Here is a 19,528-nt window from a genome sequence, read left to right on the forward strand (position 1 = left end):
TATGTTTGAGCAGATAAGAAATGAAAATCCGATTGTCCACTGCATCACCAACCATGTGGTCTCCAATTTTCAAGCCAACGGCCTGCTGGCAATCGGAGCATCCCCAATAATGGGAGAGGCGCCTGAAGAAGCGGCAGAGCTTGCTGCATTGTCGCAGGCATTGTCATTGAACATCGGGACTTTGCAGGCAGAATCCTTGAAAAGCATGCTGATTGCCGGAAAGGCGGCCAATCATTTGGGGATACCCGTTGTACTGGATCCTGTTGGAGCAGGGGCCAGCAGTTTCCGGAAAGAGGCAGTTCGCGAAATTTTGGACACAGTTGACGTCAGCGTCCTTCGGTGCAATGCAGGAGAGCTTGCAGCTGTAGCTGGGGAACAGTGGGAGTCAAAGGGCGTTGATGCGGGAGAAGGACTCCTGGACATCAAAACGCTTGCCGTTTCCACTGCCAAAGAATTGGGGTTGATAGTGGCAGTCACCGGAAAGTCGGATATTGCCACTGACGGGAAAACGGTGACGGCAATCCCTTTTGGTGATCCAATCATGGCTTCAATTACAGGAATGGGCTGTTTATTGAGCAGTGTTGTGGCTGCCTGTCTTGCGGTCCGGCCGGAAGATCCTTTAGAGGCTGTCAGCAACGCACTGCGCTTTTATGCAATCGCCGGTGAAAAAGCTGGAAAAACGGCTGTTCTTCCAGGTGATTTTCAACTAGCTTTCATTAATCAACTCGCCAGTCTGACGGACAACGAAGTAAAAGAACATATCTATTTACAGGAGGGAATGCTATGAGCAAGATTCCACAAACCTTGACGATTGCCGGATCAGATTCAGGGGGAGGCGCCGGTATCCAGGCAGATTTGAAAACATTTCAGGAACTGGGTGTCTATGGCACATCCGTCATTACAGCGGTAACTGCACAAAATACGACAGGAGTCTCTGCCATCTATCCAATGACACCCGATGCCGTTCAAGCGCAATTGGCGGCAGTAGGCAGTGATTTTGAAATTAATGCTTTGAAAACGGGAATGCTGTTCAATCCGGAGATTATTAAAGAAACTGCTGGAGCGATTCAACAATTCAACTGGAAGAATGTGGTCGTGGATCCAGTGATGATTGCCAAGGGCGGTGCAAACTTATTGCAGCAGGAGGCAGTGGAAGCATTAAAAACTCATCTGCTGCCTTTAGCTTTGCTGATTACGCCGAACATTCCAGAAGCGGAAGCACTGACAAGCATCACAATCACTGATGCTGCCAGCCGCCGCCGGGCCGCTGAAAAGATTTTATTGCTGGGGGCACAGGCTGTCGTCATTAAAGGCGGACATGGAAGCGATCCGGAATATGCAGAAGATTATCTGCTGCAGATGAACGGAGAATCGGTGCTGTACCGCTCAGCCCGGATTGCGACAGGCCAGACACATGGCACAGGCTGTACATTTGCAGCGGCAGTGACCGCACAGCTGGCGAAAGGGCAGGAGCTGCAGGACGCCATCCATACGGCAAAGCAATTCATCCAGGCCGCACTTAGTGAACCATTGAATATCGGATCGGGGCATGGGCCGACCAATCATGCAGCGTATAAAGCGGGACGGTCAGGCAGCAGGGAGGTGGCGAACATTGAAGTTTTTCGATAAGCCGGCAATCTATTTCATAATGGGTTCACAAAATTCGGGAGCCAAGCACCCTGTTGCTGTATTGAAGGCGGCATTGGATGGAGGCATCACCCATTTCCAATTGCGTGAAAAGGGCGATGAAGCTTTGACGGGATCACCATTACTCGAATTCGCTTTACAGTGCCAGCAATTGTGCCGTGACTATAACGTTCCTTTCATCATCAACGATCGGGTCGAACTGGCATGCCAAATCGGAGCGGACGGGGTACACGTCGGCCAGGACGATTTGGCTGCTGGGCAGGCACGCAAAATGATAGGGAATGAAAAAATTCTGGGTGTTTCCGTCCATTCCTTGGCGGAAGCGGAAACAGCTGTAAGGGACGGGGCAGATTATATAGGCATGGGACCGGTCTTTGGGACGAATTCAAAAGCCGATGCCAAGGAGCCTGCTGGCGTTAAAGAGATCCTGATAGTCAAAAATGAAATGCCTGACCTGCCGATTGTGGCCATTGGCGGCATTAACCCGGGAAATGCGGGGGTGGTATGGAAATCCGGGGTTTCAGGAATTGCCGTTATATCCACGATAACCGAAGCGGAAGATATTGCAGCCCGGATTACAGCTCTAAAAGCCTTCGATAAAGAAGGTGCCAGGAAATGAAAACAAAAAAACTGATCGTTATGGCAATGTTCGTCGCAATTGGAGTGGCGGGGTCCGCCTTTGTTTATTTTCCTGCGGGAATTGCCCGCGCATATCCGATCCAGCATGCCATCAATGTTATTGCCGCTGTTCTTTTTGGGCCCGGTCCCGCCGTCTTGATCGCCTTTCTGACCGGGATCGTCAGAGTATTGACGGGGACCGGGTCTCTGCTGGCTTTTCCTGGAGGAATGATTGGGGCATTACTGGCAGGGCTGATGTATGCAAGGTTCGGAAAAATCTGGCTGGCTGCATTAGGGGAAGTGGTGGGCACTGGGATCATTGCATCTTTGGTCGCCGTACCCTATGCCCGGATTTTGCTGGGTACTGAATTTGCCGCTTTATTTTTTGTTCCTCCATTTTTCATTTCCAGTCTGGTCGGGGCTATACTGGGCCTCATTTTAGCACCACGTCTTATAAAGGCGGATCCCCTGAAAGTCTGGCAATAAGACGCAGATTTTTTGAGGGAGACGTTTATAATTTCGTAATTGAGGGGAAACAGAGAAATATAGACTTTTGAAAAGGGAGTGGACAGATTATGGTGAAAATTGCAGTCGAACATCCATTTACATCAGTACGCGAAGCATTGGAGAAAAAAGGATATCAGGCAGAAATGCTGGAAGACAAATCAGATTCTCCTGATTACGATGTTATTGTTGTGAGAGATCAAGAAGATTTAAGTGATTATCATATGAGTGTGTCACTTGTTGAAGCTAAGGGCCGTACCTTATATGAAATCGTAGAAGAAGTGGAAGAACGTCTTGTGCGCGGCGGTAAAATCCAAGCGCCACAGCCAACTGAAGCTGAAATGAATGAAACTAGCGGAGGTGGCGGTGGCTTCTTGGCTGGCGCAGCTACTGGCGCATTAATTGGTGCGGCAGCCGGATTATTATTTGCACCAAAGAGCGGCAAAGAGCTTCAGGAAATCGTCAAAGAAAAAGTTGCCAGCGCTAAAGAAGATGATGGAGAAAAATCTGGCGGAGCGATGGATCAGGTAAAAGAAAAAGCCAACCAGTTGAAGGATAAAACCAGCGGCATCACAGAAAAAGCTAAAGACAAAGCCGATGAACTAAAGGCAAAGCGTGTTGAAAAACAAGAAGAAAAAGAGTTGAAGAAACAAGAAAAAGTAATTGAAAAAGAAGTGAAAGAGCAAGAAAAAGCTGAAAAAGAACACGAAAAAGCTGAAAAAGCTGTAGAAAAAGAAATTAAAAAAGCCGACAAAGAAGCCGATAAAGAAAAAGGCGGCATCGAAGTTGTTGAACTGGGCAACGCATCTGTCCAAAAAGACAGCACCGGCAGTGTGACAGTCAAAGCCGAAGATAAAAATAAAAATTAATAAAATGAAAAAGGTGTCCGCCAGATGGATTGGCGGACACCTTTTTCATTTTGGTCGATTACTTGCTCGGCTTGCCAAACGGCTGCTACTTCGCTGATTTGTCTTATGCCCGTCATAGGTCCGCAGGATGCGGATCATGTAAGCGTTGTGACAGGAAGTCGCACTTTTAGCTTACGTTCCTTTAGTTGGCCGCTTCCGCTTTTCTTTGTCCAGCTCCAGCAGCCAGCCGCTCGAGTCGCTTCAGCCTTACCAGCAATGGCAACGAACGCCATTACCGGTAAGGCTTCCAGCGCTTGTCGCGGCTAAACGGCTGCTTCCGCTTTTCTTTGTCCAGCTGCAACGCCCAGCTCTTTGGGTCATAAGTCAACCCAGCTGCGTGGCAAAGAACGCCACACTGCCGGTCTGCCTTATGCCCGTCAGAGCTACATGGGCGCTTCCGCTTTTCTAGTTGTCCAGCTCCAGCAGCCAGCCGCTCGAGTCGCTTCAGCCTTACCAGCAATGGCAACGAACGCCATTACCGGTAAGGCTTCCAGCGCTTGTCGCGGCTAAACGGCTGCTTCCGCTTTTCTTTATTCCACCGCCACTTGATCTACTGGTTCATGAGGTTTTGGTTCGGGTACGCGGGACAGGACGATGAGACCGATAACGAACAGGATCACCAAGCTGAAGACGCCCATGTTGGAATTGCCTGTCACTTGTGATGTGACTGCGACCAGCAGCGGACCAGTAATGGCAGCAAACTTGCCGAAAATATTGTAGAAGCCGAAAAATTCATTGGAATTTTCTTTCGGCACCAGCTTGCCGAAATAAGAACGGCTGAGTGCTTGAATCCCACCTTGGCTGGTTGCGACGAGCATTGCCAAGATCCAGAAATCAGTAATGGTTTCCAAGAAGAATGCATAAATACAGACCACAATATAAACGCAGATTCCTACATAGAGCATTTTTTTTCCGGTGAATCGGTTTGCCAACCGGCCGTAAAGGATGGCAAAGGGAGCGGCGACGACCTGTGTGACAAAGAGGACAATCAGGAGATTGGTTGCGCTGAGCCCCAAATCAGTCCCATAGGCCGTTGAAAGCGAGATGATGGTGCCGACTCCATCGATATAAAAGAAGTAAGCAATCAGAAATAGGAATAAGGCACGGTACTGGCGAATTTCCCGTATGGTTTTTCCAAGACGTTTAAAACTCTGATGGACAGGATTGGGTTCCCGTTCAATATAATGAAGCTGCTTGACATGCCGGAACATCGGAAGCGAGAAGGAAACCCACCAAATGGCGGTGATTAAAAATGCAATCCGGCTGGCGACAGTGGCAGTGATCGGCAGTACGCCATTTTGGGCAAGCAGGATGATTGCGATCGACAGGATAAATGGAATGGTTGATCCAATGTAGCCAAGTCCATAGCCGAATGCAGAGACGCTGTTCATCCGCTTTTCTGTGGTGACATCCACAATAAATGCATCGTAGAATAAGTTGGCACCGGTGGCTCCAAGAGCTGCAAAGACATAGCAGATCAGCATCAATAACCAGTTGTCGCTCGGCACAAAAGCAAGCAGGGCTGTAGAGATGGTGCCCAGCAGGAAGAAGGCCGTAAAAAACTTTTTCTTCATGCCCCGGTAATCGGCGATAGTTCCCAATATTGGACCGATCATCGCCAAAATAAACGTGAAAATCGCAATCGTGTAGCCAAGATAAGCGGTCGAGTCGGATAAACTGACCCCGGCTTCGGTGGCAGAGGCTTTATAGTAAATGGGAAAGACCGCTGTGGTGATGATGATGGAGTAAGCTGAACTTCCCCAATCATATAAGGCCCAGCTTTTTTCTTCTTTTGAAAACTTTTTCATCATTCCATCCCCTTTGTCCCGCTTTGGCAATCAGTGGAAAGGCAGTCATCCACGGGTCTGCCTGTCTGCTATAGATAACTTTATTGTACAAGAAGATAATTAAAAATGATGCAGAATGTTTAAAAAAATACAGAAATTTTACATATTTAAACAGATAGATTCCTCCAGTGAAATAAAGTTTTTGCTGGATTAAACTTCTCGAAAGAGACCCGGAATCTTCAATCTGTTGTGTCTGGCTTCCCCAAGCTTTAAAATGATGAAGGAAAAGAAAGAAGGGTTGTTCTTGAAATTAATTTCATGGAATGTCAATGGCCTGCGGGCTGTAATGAAAAAAGGCTTCATGGATTTCTTTGTTGAAGTGGATGCAGACGTCTTTTGTCTGCAGGAAATCAAATTGCAGGAAGGGCAGATAGAGATGGATTTGCCTGGCTACTATACATATTGGAATTATGCGCAAAAAAAAGGCTATTCCGGTACAGCAATTTTTACGAAACAAAAACCATTATCGGTCCAATATGGCTTGGGTTTAGAAGAGCATGACACGGAGGGGCGGCTGATTACCTTAGAGTTTGAAGACCATTACGTGATGACGGTCTACACGCCGAATTCTCAGCATGGGTTGCTTCGATTGGACTATCGGCTCTTATGGGAAGATGCCGTTTTATCGTTTGTGAAAAATTTGGATGCCCGTAAACCTGTTGTTTTATGCGGAGATTTGAATGTAGCACATGAGGAAATCGATCTGAAGAATCCGAAGGCCAATAAGAAAAATTCAGGTTTCACACCTGAAGAGCGCGGAAAGCTAGGAACGTTTTTAGCTAGCGGATTTGTGGATACGTTCCGCCATTTCCATCCGGAAAAATCCGGCTTCTATTCCTGGTGGTCATACCGTTCCAATTGCCGCGAAAAGAATGTAGGGTGGAGAATCGATTATTTCCTCGCCTCCCAAAAGCTGCTGCCTTATCTGAGCAATGCAAAAATCCATGCAGACGTATGGGGTTCGGATCATTGTCCAGTCGAGCTGCAAATAGAATTATAAAAAAACACACTCAATTTTGAGTGTGTTTTTTCAACTTTATGATTCACCTGAATAGTTTCACGTGAAACTATTCGAGATTCATAACCCGCTTTGTCAAACGCTTGCAGTTGTCCTGATCGAAATAATCGATATAGTCGGTTGCCTTCGGATACCATTCATTAAAGGTGATTTTTTCTTCAATTATTCGTTTGAGATACTCATATACATGATCGATGGAATCTGCTTTGTAGCCATACAGATCCGTGTCCATATTCAAGTAAGTTCCTCTTTTTTCCAAATACTCCTGTTGGTCGAACATAAAGAAGATAATCGGTTTATTCAGGTACAGAAAATCCCAGGAAACACTGGTGATATCCGTCAGCAGCATATCATTGTGGTCGATTGAATATTCAATGGTTTCCTGATTGAAGTCCAGGAATCTGATGCCGTGTTCATTGTCCGTTAAGCCTGTGAAATACTTTTCGAATTTCTTCATGAAAGGATGCAAAGCAATATTCATGCTGAGCTTGTGGTCGGCAAGCAGTTTCTGGATGCCTTCATGCTTCAGTATGCCGACTGTGCTCTTGAAGTAGATACTGTCGATGAATTCTTCTTTTGTCAAATCAAAAAGCCACTCGCGCCAAGTCATCATCATTAAGATGTTCTTAACTTCCGGAGAAGGGTGATTTGGTGGATAGCGATCGAATCGGGGAAAGCCGGTTATAATCAATTTCTGTTCGGGAATTTTCCACTCATTGAGCTTTAGTTCATACTCATATTGCGATGCGCAATTAAAGTAATCAGTGCGTTTCAACAATGGGACATCTTCTTTTTGGATCAGGATTTTCTTGAATCCCTCAATTCCATGGCTGACGTGAGTAATGACGGTTTTTCGGTTGAGGAACAGAAATTTGTCTGCGGCCGGAACAATGTCATAAAGAAGAGAGTGCCCGTGAAACGTATAGTCTGCCTGGAAAAAAAGCATGTAATTTTTAAAGCTTCCGAGCGGAACTGCATTTTCGATTTTTTGTTCTTTGGCATACGAGGTTTTTGGGTCGTACATCCAATAGGCAGTTACTTGGCCTTTATGATTGTTCACTAGGTATCTATGATAAACTGCGGCGTTATCTTCATACTTTTCGCCAAGATTCCCTCCAATCAAAGCAATTTTCTTTTTGTTTTTTTTATTAGTCACAAAGGATAGGAGATATGCGGCTGAAACTTTGGCGAATATCTTCAAAAAATCCCAATTCCCTTTTTCTTTTAATTCTACACTCATCTAAAAGCCCTGCTTTCTACTTGTTGTCATTACTTTAGTTTTTCATATAACGCTGTTTTTGTCTATCTTCATTCCTAAACTAATTCTTGAGTTGCTTTTTGCTTAGGCGTTTATTTTTTCAGAAGATGGGAAGAATATAAAATGATAGCATATTGTAGAGGAGGATATTCATGAAAGAGAATAAGGACGAGCAAAAGAAGAAACTGGGTACAGGCGAAAACGAAGAAACATTGACGGACCGCCAAGGCCATCCGATCAGAGACAATCAGAATATGCGGACTGTCGGCAACCGGGGCCCTGCTACACTTGAAAATTATCATTTCATTGAAAAAATCTCACATTTCGACCGTGAAGAGATTCCGGAGCGAATTGTCCATGCGCGTGGCGCAGGTGCATTTGGTTATTTTGAAACGTATGGCAAAGTCGGTGATGAGCCAGTAGAAAAATATACACGCGCAAAAGTATTTTCAGGCGCAGGAAAACAAACACCGCTGATGGTGCGATTTTCAACCGTGGCAGGATCAAGGCATTCTCCGGAAACTGATCGCGACCCTCGCGGCTTTGCAGTGAAAATGTACACAGAAGACGGCAACTGGGACTTAGTCGGCAACAACCTTAAAATATTCTTTATCCGTGATGCGATGAAATTCCCGGATATGATTCATGCCTTTAAAACCGATCCAGCATCAAATATTGCAGATCCACAGCGCATGTTCGACTTTGTTGCCCGTTCACCAGAAGCGACCCATATGATTACATTCCTATTTTCGCCATGGGGCATCCCGGCAACGTATCGCCATATGCAGGGATCTGGCGTCAACACCTACAAATGGGTCAACGATAAAGGCGAAGCGGTTTTGGTTAAGTATCACTGGGAGCCGAAGCAGGGCATCCGTAACCTGACGCAAAAAGAAGCTTCTGAAATCCAAGCGGAAAACGTCGGGCACGCAACACAGGATCTGTATGAAGCCATTGAAAACGGGGATTATCCAGAATGGGAATTGTTCGTCCAAATCATGAGCGACGATGAGCATCCAGAATTGGATTTTGATCCGTTGGACGATACAAAATTATGGCCGCAGGATAAGTTCCCATTCCTTCCAGTCGGGAAGATGGTATTGGACCGCAATCCGGTCGATTATCATGCTGAAATCGAGCAAGCGGCATTCGGAACAGGTGTCCTTGTTGACGGTCTGGATTTCTCGGACGACAAAATGCTGCAGGGACGGACGTTCTCTTATTCCGATACGCAGCGTTACCGTGTTGGAGCCAATTACCTGAAGTTGCCGGTCAACGCGCCGAAGAAACGTGTGGCAACCAATCAGCAGCGCGGGGGAATGGACGTGAAAAATCCTGACGAAAACCCTTCAAATCCGTCCATCAACTATGAACCATCTGTTCTTGGCGGCTATACAGAAGCGGATTCAAGCGAAACACCGGCTCACGAACCGGCATATAACGCGAAAGTGGTATCAGCACCTATCGATCGCACCAATAACTATGGGCAAGCGGGTGAGACTTACCGCAGCTTTGAAGACTGGGAACGCGAAGAGTTGATCAACAATCTGGGAGATGCATTATCGGTATGTGATCCTCGCATCCAGGAAGAAATGATCCATCACTTCACACAGGCGGATGAAGATTATGGCCGCCTCGTCCGTGAAAACATGGAGCAGAAGATGGAAGCTAATAAAGAAATGAAAAAGGCTGGACCGAAAGTATATGGCCAGCCTGCTGCCAATAAAGTAGCGCAAGGCGCAGCTGCCAAAGGCCATGAAGCTAAGCCATATTAAGATTCATCTGTAAAACCGGTAAGCCTTAATGGCTTATCGGTTTTTTATGCTGTACTGCGTTCTGAATTCCATTGTTATGGTTTGGGGTCAGCCAGTGAAGAATGGTTAACCCCGAACACTTTTTCGACTTCTATGAGAAAGGCGATGCCTTTGCCAGGAGCATTCAAATCGACAGCTTGCTCAATGCTGTCGACCACTCTCTCTGCATAACTGCTTGGAACCAGCGTCAGCACCACGTCTTTTTCTGGATCAATCGTGAAATTCATGAACTTCTGTTGTTCGTTGACCCCTGTTCCACGCCCGTTTAGAATCGTTCCGCCTTCTGCACCAGCTTTGGATGCAGCTTTAACAACTGCTGCCGAGTCTCCGGCGTTTACAATGGTTACGATCAATTGAAAATCCTTCAATTCCGTTTCCAATTCTTCAGCACCCCTCTTTCTTTTCCGGTCATCCATGCGTTCTGATAAATGCGGCACTCCAAGCAATTTACTTAAATGTACAGTAAAGCCCAGGCCGTAGCCTGGCTTTCCTAATTTTCCGGCTTCCGAGACAGCCTCTGCCACTGCTTTTTCATGCTCCCCATCCAAGGCGAAGAAGATGACGTCCTTTTCATGGGTGGCTGGCAAACCTAAAAATGTAGGTTTTTCGTTTCTTCCGATGCCTTCGCCGTATATAATGGTCGCGCCGTCAACACCCGCTTTTTTTGCTGCGGCAATTACTTCGCGCGAGTGTCCTCTTTTGACGATGGCGATCATCAATCTGTGATTAAGAATCATTGGTTTTTCCCCCACCTTTTTTAGTGAAAATTAGACCCAGTATCAAGACGGCAATAATTGGTGTCAGAGCAACAAGTGCAATCATTCCAAATCCATCAGTCAGCGGGTCGCTGCCTTCAATGGCTGTTGAAATTCCGACTGCGACAGCAACCACAAAAGTGACGGTCATAGGACCGGTTGCAACGCCTCCGGAATCAAAAGCGATGCCGATGAAAGTCTGGGTCGAAAAAAATACAAGGATGAATGCAAGAAGGTAACCAGGAATGATGAAATACCATAACGACCAGCCGGTCAAGATTCTCAACATGGATAAAGCGATGGAGACGCCAACTCCCATGGATAATGTATAAAGCATCATTTTCCGGGAAATGTATCCACCGGTTTCCTGATCGACCTCATCGGTCATGATGCTGACAGCGGGTTCCGCAAAAGTAGCAGAGAATCCAAGGATAAAGCCGATCGGGATCAACAGCCATTTGTTTTCCCAACCTCCCAGCGTTTCTCCCATCATGGTGCCTACAGGCATGAAGCCGATATGAACCCCTTGAAGGAAAAAAGAAAGGCCGAGAAAGGCTAAAATAAAGCCGAGTCCGACTTGCAGCACACGCTGCAGTGGCAATTTAAGCATGAAAATTTGGAATGCGGCAAAGAAAGCCAGAAGAGGGAGCAAGGCTAAGCTGACTTCAACCATTACCGATTGAAATCCTTCAAAAACATGAATGTTCACCTGAATAACACCCCCAATACCATGACAGCCAAAATCGGTCCAATGGATGCCAGGCCAATCAAACCGAATTTTTCACCGGAACTGTCATCTTCTGACCGCAGGACAGAAGCTACCCCGATGCCAAGTGCCAGAATGAAAGGGACTGCCATCGGCCCTGTGGTGACACCTCCAGAATCGAAGGAAATGGAAATAAAAGCTTCGGGGACAAAAAAAGACAACAGGAAGACTAAAGCGTAACCGCCGATGAGTAAATGATGCAGGGGGATTCTAAAGATGGTGCGGATCATCGCCAATGCCACGAAGATGGCTAAACCCAGGGACACAGACAGGATAAGGATTGTTGCACTGACAGCCCCTTCAGAAACCTCTTCAATTTGTTTGGCCAAAACACGCACGTCAGGTTCGGCTACAGTGACCGCAATGCCCAGTAAAAATCCAGTCGCGATGATAAAACCGGCTTTTTTTGTGCTGGGCAGCCTCCTGCCAATCATTTCGCCGATGGGCAACAGCCCTGCATTGACGCCGATAAGAAAAAGAAAAAAACCAGTGCTGACAAAAAGAACTCCGATAAGAAATTGGATTATTGCTTCAAAAGGCATCCTGATGAAGACTACTTGCAGAAGAATGACGACTATGGTGACCGGAAGGATGGCAGCGGCGACTTCTTTAAAAGTGTCTCTAACGTTTTCCATCGAGCGTCCGTCCTCATTTCTGTTTTTTATTCCTATTCCCTACGAATCCCTTGATAAACTTTTGATTTATTCGTAAAAAAGAGCATTGCTGCACTCGTTGGAGTGGCAATGCTCTTTTTGTCGTGCTTGGTGGTAATGGCTGCAAAAATCTGAACGAAATTCTTCTTTATTTCTTAAACAACTCTTCCAACGCATCTTCCGTAGAAGAATCGGCTAATTTAACATTTGAACGATAAGCGGCTCGCGTAATCAGGTGGCCCGAGACAGGTGCTGTCAAAAAGACAAACATTATGCCCAATAAAAGCCGGATGCTGATGTAATTTTCAGATGCCCAGAAGTAAATGAAGGTACCCAATAAGGACAGCAAAACCGCTAATGTCGAGCTTTTTGTCGCTGCATGTGAGCGTGTATAGACATCCGGAAGCCGAAGAATCCCGATTGCGCTGATTACAGCCATGATGCTTCCGATCAGAATGAGAAAAGCCCCGGCATATTCAACGATTGTGTTTATGCTCAACAATATCGCCCCTTTCAACAAAACGCGCTAATGCAAGAGTGCTGATAAATGCCAGAATGCCGACAATCAGGATGACTTCCATAAAAGCATGCGTGTTGAGTACGACTGAAAATACAGCAACTCCTGAAATCAGGTTGACCCCAATCATATCCAATGCCACCACCCGGTCCGGCATGGAAGGGCCGCGGATAATCCGGTAAAGAGCCAGGATGATGGCCAGGATGAACAAGGAAAGGGAAATCATCAGTATCGTATTCATCAATTTCTTGTCACCTCCATAATCGCTTTTTCAAAAACCTTGATCGACTTCAGGACAGAGTCACGTGAAGTTTCTACATCCATTGCATGGATATAGAAAATTTTTCCATCCGGAGATACTTCCATTACAACAGAGCCCGGAGTCAAAGTCAGCAGGAGAGCGAGTGTGGTCAACTCATAATCCCCTTCCATACTGTGTTCATAGGTAAAAATTCCAGGTTTTATATTAAGTTTCGGGCTCAAGATCTGTTTCATGATCAGCAGGCTGGATTGGAAAAGCTCTGAGACGAAAATCAGCAGCAGTTTGATGGTGGAGTACACACGCAATAAGTAGAACTTGGTTCCGAAAAACCGGTGCATAAGAAAAAGGATTCCGATACCAATCAAATAACCGGTCAGAAAAGTAGTGAAATAAAAAGCATCTTCATCCACCAGCAATGTCCATAGCAAAGCAATGGTGATGTTTAATAGGAACTGAGCCGGCACGCTAATTCACTCCTTTCAATAAAAAGTGGATTTACTGTATTTTTCCTAATACGGCATCAATATAAAAATCGGGATTCAATAATGTTTCAGCGGCATCTTTGACGTAAGGCGCCATGCTTTCTGTGCCTAAACCGATGGCGATGGTCAAGAATACCAGTGCGAGACAAGGCATCAATACGCCTTTTTGCAAAGGCAATTGCTCTTCTTTACTGACGATGGTTTCGCCCCAGAAGCAGTTTTTAAACACGCGGAGCAATGAATAAAGCACGAACATACTTGACAGGAGTACCAGGGCCAGTAATACGTATGAACCGCTGTCGATTGCTGCTTCCGAAATCAGGACTTTTCCGATAAAGCCGCTGAGTGGCGGAATGCCTGCAAGCGACAGCATAGAGATGAAGAAAGACCAGCCAAGCAACGGATAGTTCTTCATGAGGCCGCTCATGCCTGCCATTTTCGAAGTGCCGCTTAATGTAATCATTGTGCCGACCAGCAGGAACAGCAAAGCTTTGGCAACCATGTCATGGATGAGGTAGTAAATGGCTCCCTCAATTGCTGAAGGAGTGGATATCGCCAATCCAACCAGCATGAAACCGACAGCAATAACAACGTTATAAGCTGCAATTGTACGGATATCATTAAAGGCGATGGCCCCCAGGCTTCCGCCGATCAAGGTCAGCGCGGCCATGATGCCGATAAGGGTGTGTGTAATTTCCGGCTGATGGTGAAAAATCAGTGAAAAGACACGGAAAAGGGCGTAAATGCCGACCTTTGTCAATAAAGCGCCAAAAAGAGCGGAGGTGACAATAGGCGGCGAACTATAGGAACCAGGAAGCCAGAAATAAAGAAGCAAACCTGCCTTTAAGCTGAAAACAACTAAAAAGACGATACTGATGGTGGTCAGAAGAGGGGTTTGTCCCACCTCTGCAACCCGTTCAGCCACATGCGCCATATTTAAGGTGCCGACAGATCCGTACAGGAAAGCCAAGGCTACCAGGAAGAACCAGGAAGAAACGATGTTGATGGACACATACTTAATGGCTTCGCGCAGCTGGCGCTTGGAATTCCCTAAGGTCAGCAATACGTAAGATGACAACAGCATCACTTCAAAACAAACGAATAAATTAAACAGATCACCAGTTAAAAATGAACCATTGACGCCGGCTACAAGAAATAACACCGTAGGATAGAAATACATGGTCTGCAATTCTTTACTGGTGGAAATCAGTGCGTAGCTCAGGCAAATCACTGTTACGATACTGGTCGTCAGGACGAGCAACAGTGAAAAGGAATCGGCGACGAACAAAATGCCGAAAGGCGGTTCCCATCCGCCAAAATCCAGACGGAAAATCCCATCGGCCCGAACCAGCTGCAAAAGATAAAATGCAATGCCTGAAGTTATTGCCATGGCGGCAATGCTGATCCAGGCTTGGATACGGCCATAAGTGCGGAGGAAAATCAATAATACACCGATTATAATCGGAAACAGCATAGGCAAGACTAAGATATTATTCATCATCAGAACCTCTCATAGCTTCCAAATTATCCGTTCCCAGCTCCTGATAGGCGCGATAGGCCAGTACCAGGATAAAGGCTGTTACAGCAAAACTGATGACAATCGCTGTTAGGATCAATGCCTGAGGCAAGGCATCGGCATAGGTTTCAGCTTCTTCACCAAGCAAAGGAACTGTTCCCAGCTTCAAGCCGCCCATCGATAGGATCAAAAGATGGACAGCGTGGGACAGAATTGCTGTCCCCAATATGACGCGAACTATATTTTTGGATAATACGAGATAGATGGCGACCGTGGTAAGGACGCCGACCAAAACGATGATCAATGATTCCACAGGCTACTCATCCTCACTTATGCTAAGAATAATATTTACGACTACGCCAACAACTGTCAGCGCGATGCCGGCTTCAAATATGGTGACGGTGGCAAGTTCGGTTTTGCCGAAAATCGGCAAATCGAAATAACCGAAGCTCTGGCTCAGAAATGCTCCTCCGAAAAACATGGGGGCTATTCCGCTCGCCATTGCCAATAATACGCCAAGTGCCGACAGTTTCTTGAAATCGATGGGCAATGCTTCGCTGACGGTTTCCGAATCATAGGATAGAAACATCAGTACAAAAGCGGAAGCAATAACCAATCCGCCAATGAAGCCGCCACCTGGCTGATTATGTCCGGAAAGAAACAGGTAGATGCCGAAAGTTAAAATGATTAAAACGACGGCTTTTGATACGGTTTTTAAAATCACGTCATTGATTTTCATCTTTTTCCTGCTCCTTTCCGACTTTTAAGCGAATTAATGTATAGACGCCAAGTCCTGCAATGAAAAGAACAAGTCCTTCGAGCATCGTATCAAAGGCGCGGAAATCGCCCAAAATCGCATTGACGATATTGTCTCCTCCTGCCAATTCATAAGAATCTTCGAAGTAACCGGAAATGCTGTCAAATAGTTTTCCGCTGTTGACCGTCAGGCCGATCAGCGTAACCGTTATGCCAGCTCCGATGGCAATAAATGCATTACGGATTTTAATCCGTTTTGGAGAATTTTCTCTTGTCCATTCAGGCAAAAAGTTGAAGCACAGCAAGAATAAAACAGTAGTCACGGTTTCAATGACCAATTGTGTCAATGCCAAATCAGGTGCCCGGAACAAAACAAAGAAAATGGCAATCGAAAAGCCCAGCACCCCATTCAGCAAAATAGCTGTCAGGCGGGATTTGGCAAATAGGATAAAGATGGCCGCAGTTGCCATTGCGGCAACCAGCATGCCTTCATAAATGCTGATAGGTGAATCAGCAGAGAGGTCTATGGATAACGCGCCAGTATAAATAAGGGCGCCGCCAGCTGTCGCGATAAAGAAGGCAAAGATATAAGCAAAGTATGCAGGCAGATGGCCGGTCATATAATGGGTGGTAACCCAATTGGCTACTCTTTTCAAATCTTTCAGGAACGAGTTATAAAGCGCAGTGAACGTCCAGCCAACCGGCTGCAACTGATAGATTTTCCGCCAGCTGCGTAAAGTGAGGAACAGAAGCGTTCCAACCAAAATAATTCCCAAGGTCATAAATAATTCAGTGTTAAAGCCATGCCATGCAGAAATCTGCGGGGCTGCTCCCGATATTCCTGGGATGATGCCATTCAATGCCGGTCTCAGAAGGTGGTCGCCTAACAGATTAGGGACAAAAAACAAACCGATAATCAATATACAGAGAATGGCTGGAGAAATGAGCATGCCTATTGAAGGCTCCACCGGTTTTCTATCCATTTTCTTCAGCTGCGGCGTTCCAAAAAAAGTCCGGAACACGAAAATCATGCAGTAGACGAACGTGAAGACAGAGGCGACCCATGCAATGACAGGAATCGCCAAGCCCCAGGTTGAAGCACCAAAAATGGGAAGGCCGGCCGCATTGACCGAAGCCGTGAAAAACATCTCCTTGCTCAGGAAACCATTGAAGAAGGGCAGTCCGGCCATGGAGAAACTGCCGATGACAGCAAATGTGAACGTAATCGGCAGGAATGCCAACAGCCCGCCTAGACGGCGGATATCACGCGTACCGACCTGGTGATCGACGATGCCGACCACCATAAAAAGTGCACCTTTAAACGTCGAATGGTTGACCATGTGGAACAAAGCGGCAAATACAGCTAAGCCATATAAGGCACCTTGTTCACCGTCACCGAAATGAAGGGCTGCTGAGCCAAGTCCGAACAGGCTCATGATCAAGCCAAGTTGGCTGATTGTGGAATAAGCCAGTAAAGCCTTCAGATCGGTCTGGCGGACGGCGCAGAATGCACCCCAGAATAAAGTGACGAGCCCGACAATTGTGACGGTCCAGAACCATTCGGCAGTTCCGCCAAAAATCGCCGTGAAACGGGCGACCAAATAGATGCCTGCTTTAACCATTGTGGCAGAATGCAGGTAGGCACTGACGGGTGTCGGTGCTTCCATCGCATCCGGCAGCCAGATATGGAAAGGAAACTGTGCTGATTTTGTGAATGCGCCAAGCAGCACCAGGAACATCGCTGGATAAAACAGGGTGTGATCGGTATACTGGCCGATTACAGATGCAATTTCCCGGATGCTGAAAGTGCCTGTCATAGAATGCAGCATCAAGAATCCGGCCAGCATTCCAAATCCACCGAATACAGTGATCAATAAGGATTTTTGTGCACCATAGCGGGAGTTTTTACGGTGATACCAGAAAGCGATCAGTAAGAAAGAAGAAATACTGGTCAATTCCCAGAAGACGTATAAAACCATGAGGTTATCAGATAGGATGGCACCTAGCATAGCACCCATGAACAGCAGCAGATAGGCGTAAAAATGCGGAAAGGAATCGGATGGTGATAAATAGTAGATGGAATAGAGAACTACCAGGCTCCCCATGCCTGTAATCAGTAAAGCCATAATCAAACTGAGGCCATCAAGATAAGCTGAAAAGTTAATCCCGATTGAAGGGATCCAATCCACTGTCTGGATAAGGGTATCCCCATTCGAGATAGCGGGTATCTGCAAGACGAAAATGGCAAACAGTACGAGTGGGATGAGCAGCACTGGCCAACCGATGTGCAGGGCACCTATCCGTTTATGTATGAGCGGAATTAAGGCAGCGGCGATAAAAGGGAGTAAAATGGCTAAGATCAATAAATACACAGCAAAACCTCCTGTATTGGTATAGGAAAAGCAATTGTGAATGGAAATGTCACGGAGCGGGTATATAATAAGGGTAAAAGGTTTCGCTTTTCCTGCAATATGATATGATAAGGGCTCGCAAAGCAGCCAATCTAAATTATACAGGAAAACCGTGGCATTTTCATTGGCCAGCTTACGCTGACATGGAAATGTTCAGGGGATTTTTCTGAAGAGGAAATCTGGAAGTGTTTAAAAACCCTTGATTTTCTATAAAAGAAGAAGTATAATTTCATAGTTTTGAACGTCAGGATATGAATTATATTCCCAGGGGGGTGAACATAAATGAAAAAAATCAGAGGACGAATGGATGAAAGCATCCTGGTATGTGTTTTTTACGGACCGAATGGTGAACGTTTGATCAGTCGGGGTAATAGACTTGCTACCATGCTGGATTGCCCATTGTACATCTTAACGGTAGATCAGAAATCCGTTGATGAATTTGACGCTGAAAAAGCATCTTATATAGAACGCTGGAGAGAGCTTGCTGAAGAATATGAAGCTGAAGAGTTTATTGTTCGTGATAATGAAAAACGCCCCTCTGCAAAAGTGATTGCGGAAGTGGCTCATGAGTTTAATATCACACAAATTATTATTGGCCAGTCCGCTAGAAGCAGATGGGAAGAAATCACCAAAGGTTCGTTCCTGAACATGCTGCTGCGTGAAATTCCATTAGTCGATCTTCATGTCGTTTCATTGGCGCGTACGGTGAAAGGCGCTGAAGGGGACGAGTTTGAAAAAGGTGTACGCTGTTACCTGGTGAAAGATGGGGATAGCTACAAAATCAACTTTACCCAATCGAAAAACTGCCAGCTTGAAGGGATTTTCTTCAAGGAAATCGGTACCGATTTTGATAACGGGATCTTTAAATTCATGCATGACAATAAAGTGTATCAAGTTGAAGTGACCGAAGACCGGATCGACTTGCCTGAAATCATCGATGAATGCCTAGGCAAAGAATTGGTGGAAAAGTAAATACACACAACAAAAGGCTGCTTCGTTATCGAGGCGGCCTTTAGTTTGCTCAAGAGGAGAGTCAACAAGTCATGAAGAAAATCAAAAGATTGGAACCGTCTATTCCAAAGAGTCTGGAAACCCGTTCGTTTATGTCATCTATAGATGACAATTACATAAGCAATTGCAGAGTTTCGCATGAAACCATTGATTTCGGCACGGAAGAAGCACTTCATATTGACAATGTGGTCTTTGAAAACGTCAATTTTTTGGAAACGGTTTGGCCGCGCTCGGAGTTTGTCGATGTCGTTTTTTTGAATTGTGATTTATCGAATGCAGATTTAAGCCGTGCCGTTTTTCACCGGACTGAATTCCGCAACTCCAAATTACTGGGAACTAATTTTGCCGAGGCAGGAATACGCCACACTCTTTTTGAGGAATGCATTTTGAATTACGCTACATTTGGTTTTTCTTTATGCAATACGGTAAGCTTTGTTTCATCTTCCATGCGTTTTGCAGACTTTTATCAAATGGAGCTGAAGGCCAGCGAATTCCGTTTGTGTGACATGAATGACATTAATTTCACAGAAACCAGTTTGAAGGGCATTGACTTAAGTACGAATACTTTCGACAGCATTCAGGTATCGATTGAAAAACTGCAGGGCTGCAAGGTGTCTCCGGATCAGGCAATCGCCTTTGCCCGGCAGATGGGAATGATTGTAGAAAATAACTAATATTATAGAAGGAACACGAAAAAATGCCCGACAGTTTTGAGCTGTCGGGCATTTTTTTGAAGTTTATTTTTCAGCTTCTATATTACATGGGCGCTTGTGCTTTTCTTTGTC

21 protein-coding genes are annotated in these 19,528 nt (G+C 45.8%); 9 read left to right on the forward strand and 12 right to left on the reverse strand.

Annotation, left to right across the window (positions count from 1 at the left end; genetic code table 11):
* Position 1 precedes the first annotated feature (1 nt).
* The 5 genes from thiM to AC1MEO_RS15410 all read left to right on the forward strand — a co-directional run bounded on the left by thiM (position 2) and on the right by AC1MEO_RS15410 (position 3,638).
* Positions 2–787, forward strand: coding sequence for a hydroxyethylthiazole kinase (thiM, locus tag AC1MEO_RS15390; RefSeq protein ID WP_480331844.1), 786 nt, complete (start codon positions 2–4; stop codon positions 785–787).
* Positions 784–1,629, forward strand: a complete 846-nt coding sequence (thiD, locus tag AC1MEO_RS15395) for a bifunctional hydroxymethylpyrimidine kinase/phosphomethylpyrimidine kinase (protein ID WP_480331846.1) — start codon at positions 784–786, stop codon at positions 1,627–1,629. The genes thiM and thiD overlap by 4 nt, the downstream gene beginning before the upstream one ends.
* Complete coding sequence (gene thiE / locus AC1MEO_RS15400) at positions 1,613–2,266, forward strand: thiamine phosphate synthase (RefSeq protein WP_480331848.1); 654 nt, start codon at positions 1,613–1,615, stop codon at positions 2,264–2,266. Before thiD ends, thiE begins: the two co-directional genes overlap by 17 nt.
* On the forward strand, positions 2,263–2,751 hold the full coding sequence (gene thiW, locus AC1MEO_RS15405) for an energy coupling factor transporter S component ThiW (RefSeq protein ID WP_480331850.1): 489 nt from the start codon (positions 2,263–2,265) through the stop codon (positions 2,749–2,751). The genes thiE and thiW overlap by 4 nt, the downstream gene beginning before the upstream one ends.
* An 89-nt stretch (positions 2,752–2,840) precedes the next feature.
* A complete protein-coding gene (locus AC1MEO_RS15410; protein WP_480331852.1) occupies positions 2,841–3,638 on the forward strand; it encodes a YkuS family protein in 798 nt (265 codons plus the stop codon).
* Between the two features lie 569 nt (positions 3,639–4,207).
* Here AC1MEO_RS15410 and AC1MEO_RS15415 read toward each other — a convergent pair.
* Positions 4,208–5,485, reverse strand: a complete 1,278-nt coding sequence (locus tag AC1MEO_RS15415) for an MFS transporter (RefSeq protein ID WP_480331854.1) — start codon at positions 5,483–5,485, stop codon at positions 4,208–4,210.
* A gap of 283 nt (positions 5,486–5,768) precedes the next feature.
* On the opposite strand from AC1MEO_RS15415, the gene AC1MEO_RS15420 reads away from it, so the two are divergent.
* On the forward strand, positions 5,769–6,524 hold the full coding sequence (locus tag AC1MEO_RS15420) for an exodeoxyribonuclease III (RefSeq protein WP_480331856.1): 756 nt from the start codon (positions 5,769–5,771) through the stop codon (positions 6,522–6,524).
* A gap of 67 nt (positions 6,525–6,591) precedes the next feature.
* Here AC1MEO_RS15420 and AC1MEO_RS15425 read toward each other — a convergent pair whose 3' ends face one another.
* Positions 6,592–7,782, reverse strand: a complete 1,191-nt coding sequence (locus AC1MEO_RS15425; RefSeq protein WP_480331858.1) for a CDP-glycerol glycerophosphotransferase family protein — start codon at positions 7,780–7,782, stop codon at positions 6,592–6,594.
* A gap of 170 nt (positions 7,783–7,952) precedes the next feature.
* Between AC1MEO_RS15425 and AC1MEO_RS15430 the strand changes: the two genes are divergently transcribed.
* Positions 7,953–9,575 (forward strand): catalase, encoded by a 1,623-nt coding sequence (locus AC1MEO_RS15430; RefSeq protein WP_480331860.1) that lies wholly within the window; start codon positions 7,953–7,955, stop codon positions 9,573–9,575.
* A gap of 74 nt (positions 9,576–9,649) precedes the next feature.
* Here AC1MEO_RS15430 and AC1MEO_RS15435 read toward each other — a convergent pair whose 3' ends face one another.
* The 10 genes from AC1MEO_RS15435 to AC1MEO_RS15480 form a co-directional block, all read right to left on the reverse strand.
* Positions 9,650–10,351, reverse strand: a complete 702-nt coding sequence (locus tag AC1MEO_RS15435) for a P-II family nitrogen regulator (RefSeq protein WP_480331862.1) — start codon at positions 10,349–10,351, stop codon at positions 9,650–9,652.
* On the reverse strand, positions 10,341–11,078 hold the full coding sequence (locus tag AC1MEO_RS15440; protein ID WP_480331864.1) for a DUF1538 domain-containing protein: 738 nt from the start codon (positions 11,076–11,078) through the stop codon (positions 10,341–10,343). Before AC1MEO_RS15440 ends, AC1MEO_RS15435 begins: the two co-directional genes overlap by 11 nt.
* Complete coding sequence (locus tag AC1MEO_RS15445; RefSeq protein ID WP_480331866.1) at positions 11,075–11,770, reverse strand: DUF1538 domain-containing protein; 696 nt, start codon at positions 11,768–11,770, stop codon at positions 11,075–11,077. Before AC1MEO_RS15445 ends, AC1MEO_RS15440 begins: the two co-directional genes overlap by 4 nt.
* A 166-nt stretch (positions 11,771–11,936) precedes the next feature.
* Complete coding sequence (locus AC1MEO_RS15450; protein ID WP_480331867.1) at positions 11,937–12,287, reverse strand: Na+/H+ antiporter subunit G; 351 nt, start codon at positions 12,285–12,287, stop codon at positions 11,937–11,939.
* Positions 12,265–12,546, reverse strand: coding sequence for a Na(+)/H(+) antiporter subunit F1 (locus AC1MEO_RS15455; protein WP_480331869.1), 282 nt, complete (start codon positions 12,544–12,546; stop codon positions 12,265–12,267). Before AC1MEO_RS15455 ends, AC1MEO_RS15450 begins: the two co-directional genes overlap by 23 nt.
* Positions 12,546–13,031: a Na+/H+ antiporter subunit E gene (locus tag AC1MEO_RS15460; RefSeq protein WP_480331871.1), complete on the reverse strand. Its 486-nt coding sequence runs from the start codon at positions 13,029–13,031 to the stop codon at positions 12,546–12,548. The genes AC1MEO_RS15455 and AC1MEO_RS15460 overlap by 1 nt, the downstream gene beginning before the upstream one ends.
* A 31-nt stretch (positions 13,032–13,062) precedes the next feature.
* Positions 13,063–14,547, reverse strand: coding sequence for a Na+/H+ antiporter subunit D (locus AC1MEO_RS15465; RefSeq protein ID WP_480331873.1), 1,485 nt, complete (start codon positions 14,545–14,547; stop codon positions 13,063–13,065).
* Positions 14,540–14,878: a Na(+)/H(+) antiporter subunit C gene (locus AC1MEO_RS15470; RefSeq protein ID WP_480331875.1), complete on the reverse strand. Its 339-nt coding sequence runs from the start codon at positions 14,876–14,878 to the stop codon at positions 14,540–14,542. Before AC1MEO_RS15470 ends, AC1MEO_RS15465 begins: the two co-directional genes overlap by 8 nt.
* Before the next feature lie 3 nt (positions 14,879–14,881).
* Positions 14,882–15,304 (reverse strand): monovalent cation/H+ antiporter subunit B, encoded by a 423-nt coding sequence (locus AC1MEO_RS15475; protein ID WP_480331877.1) that lies wholly within the window; start codon positions 15,302–15,304, stop codon positions 14,882–14,884.
* The gene (locus AC1MEO_RS15480) at positions 15,291–17,693 is read right to left on the reverse strand and encodes a Na+/H+ antiporter subunit A (protein ID WP_480331879.1); all 2,403 of its coding nucleotides are present in this window, start codon (positions 17,691–17,693) and stop codon (positions 15,291–15,293) included. The genes AC1MEO_RS15475 and AC1MEO_RS15480 overlap by 14 nt, the downstream gene beginning before the upstream one ends.
* 321 nt (positions 17,694–18,014) lie before the next feature.
* On the opposite strand from AC1MEO_RS15480, the gene AC1MEO_RS15485 reads away from it, so the two are divergent.
* Both AC1MEO_RS15485 and AC1MEO_RS15490 read left to right on the forward strand, forming a co-directional pair.
* Positions 18,015–18,704, forward strand: a complete 690-nt coding sequence (locus AC1MEO_RS15485; protein ID WP_480331881.1) for a universal stress protein — start codon at positions 18,015–18,017, stop codon at positions 18,702–18,704.
* A gap of 71 nt (positions 18,705–18,775) precedes the next feature.
* Entirely contained in the window at positions 18,776–19,417 is a 642-nt protein-coding gene (locus AC1MEO_RS15490; protein WP_480331883.1) for a pentapeptide repeat-containing protein, read from the forward strand.
* Positions 19,418–19,528 lie beyond the last annotated feature (111 nt).

The sequence above is a fragment of the Planococcus sp. BI3 genome, assembly GCF_056680115.1.

Bases quoted from the DNA above. Each gene is read 5' to 3' on its own strand.
- AC1MEO_RS15435 (WP_480331862.1), bottom strand. From the start codon at position 10,351: ATGATTCTTAATCACAGATTGATGATCGCCATCGTCAAAAGAGGACAC.
- AC1MEO_RS15485 (WP_480331881.1), top strand. From the start codon at position 18,015: ATGAAAAAAATCAGAGGACGAATGGATGAAAGCATCCTGGTATGTGTT.
- AC1MEO_RS15430 (WP_480331860.1), top strand. From the start codon at position 7,953: ATGAAAGAGAATAAGGACGAGCAAAAGAAGAAACTGGGTACAGGCGAA.
- thiD (WP_480331846.1), top strand. From the start codon at position 784: ATGAGCAAGATTCCACAAACCTTGACGATTGCCGGATCAGATTCAGGG.
- AC1MEO_RS15465 (WP_480331873.1), bottom strand. From the start codon at position 14,547: ATGAATAATATCTTAGTCTTGCCTATGCTGTTTCCGATTATAATCGGT.
- thiM (WP_480331844.1), top strand. From the start codon at position 2: ATGTTTGAGCAGATAAGAAATGAAAATCCGATTGTCCACTGCATCACC.
- AC1MEO_RS15410 (WP_480331852.1), top strand. From the start codon at position 2,841: ATGGTGAAAATTGCAGTCGAACATCCATTTACATCAGTACGCGAAGCA.
- thiW (WP_480331850.1), top strand. From the start codon at position 2,263: ATGAAAACAAAAAAACTGATCGTTATGGCAATGTTCGTCGCAATTGGA.
- AC1MEO_RS15475 (WP_480331877.1), bottom strand. From the start codon at position 15,304: ATGAAAATCAATGACGTGATTTTAAAAACCGTATCAAAAGCCGTCGTT.
- AC1MEO_RS15455 (WP_480331869.1), bottom strand. From the start codon at position 12,546: ATGAATACGATACTGATGATTTCCCTTTCCTTGTTCATCCTGGCCATC.
- AC1MEO_RS15415 (WP_480331854.1), bottom strand. From the start codon at position 5,485: ATGAAAAAGTTTTCAAAAGAAGAAAAAAGCTGGGCCTTATATGATTGG.
- AC1MEO_RS15445 (WP_480331866.1), bottom strand. From the start codon at position 11,770: ATGGAAAACGTTAGAGACACTTTTAAAGAAGTCGCCGCTGCCATCCTT.
- AC1MEO_RS15425 (WP_480331858.1), bottom strand. From the start codon at position 7,782: ATGAGTGTAGAATTAAAAGAAAAAGGGAATTGGGATTTTTTGAAGATA.
- AC1MEO_RS15490 (WP_480331883.1), top strand. From the start codon at position 18,776: ATGAAGAAAATCAAAAGATTGGAACCGTCTATTCCAAAGAGTCTGGAA.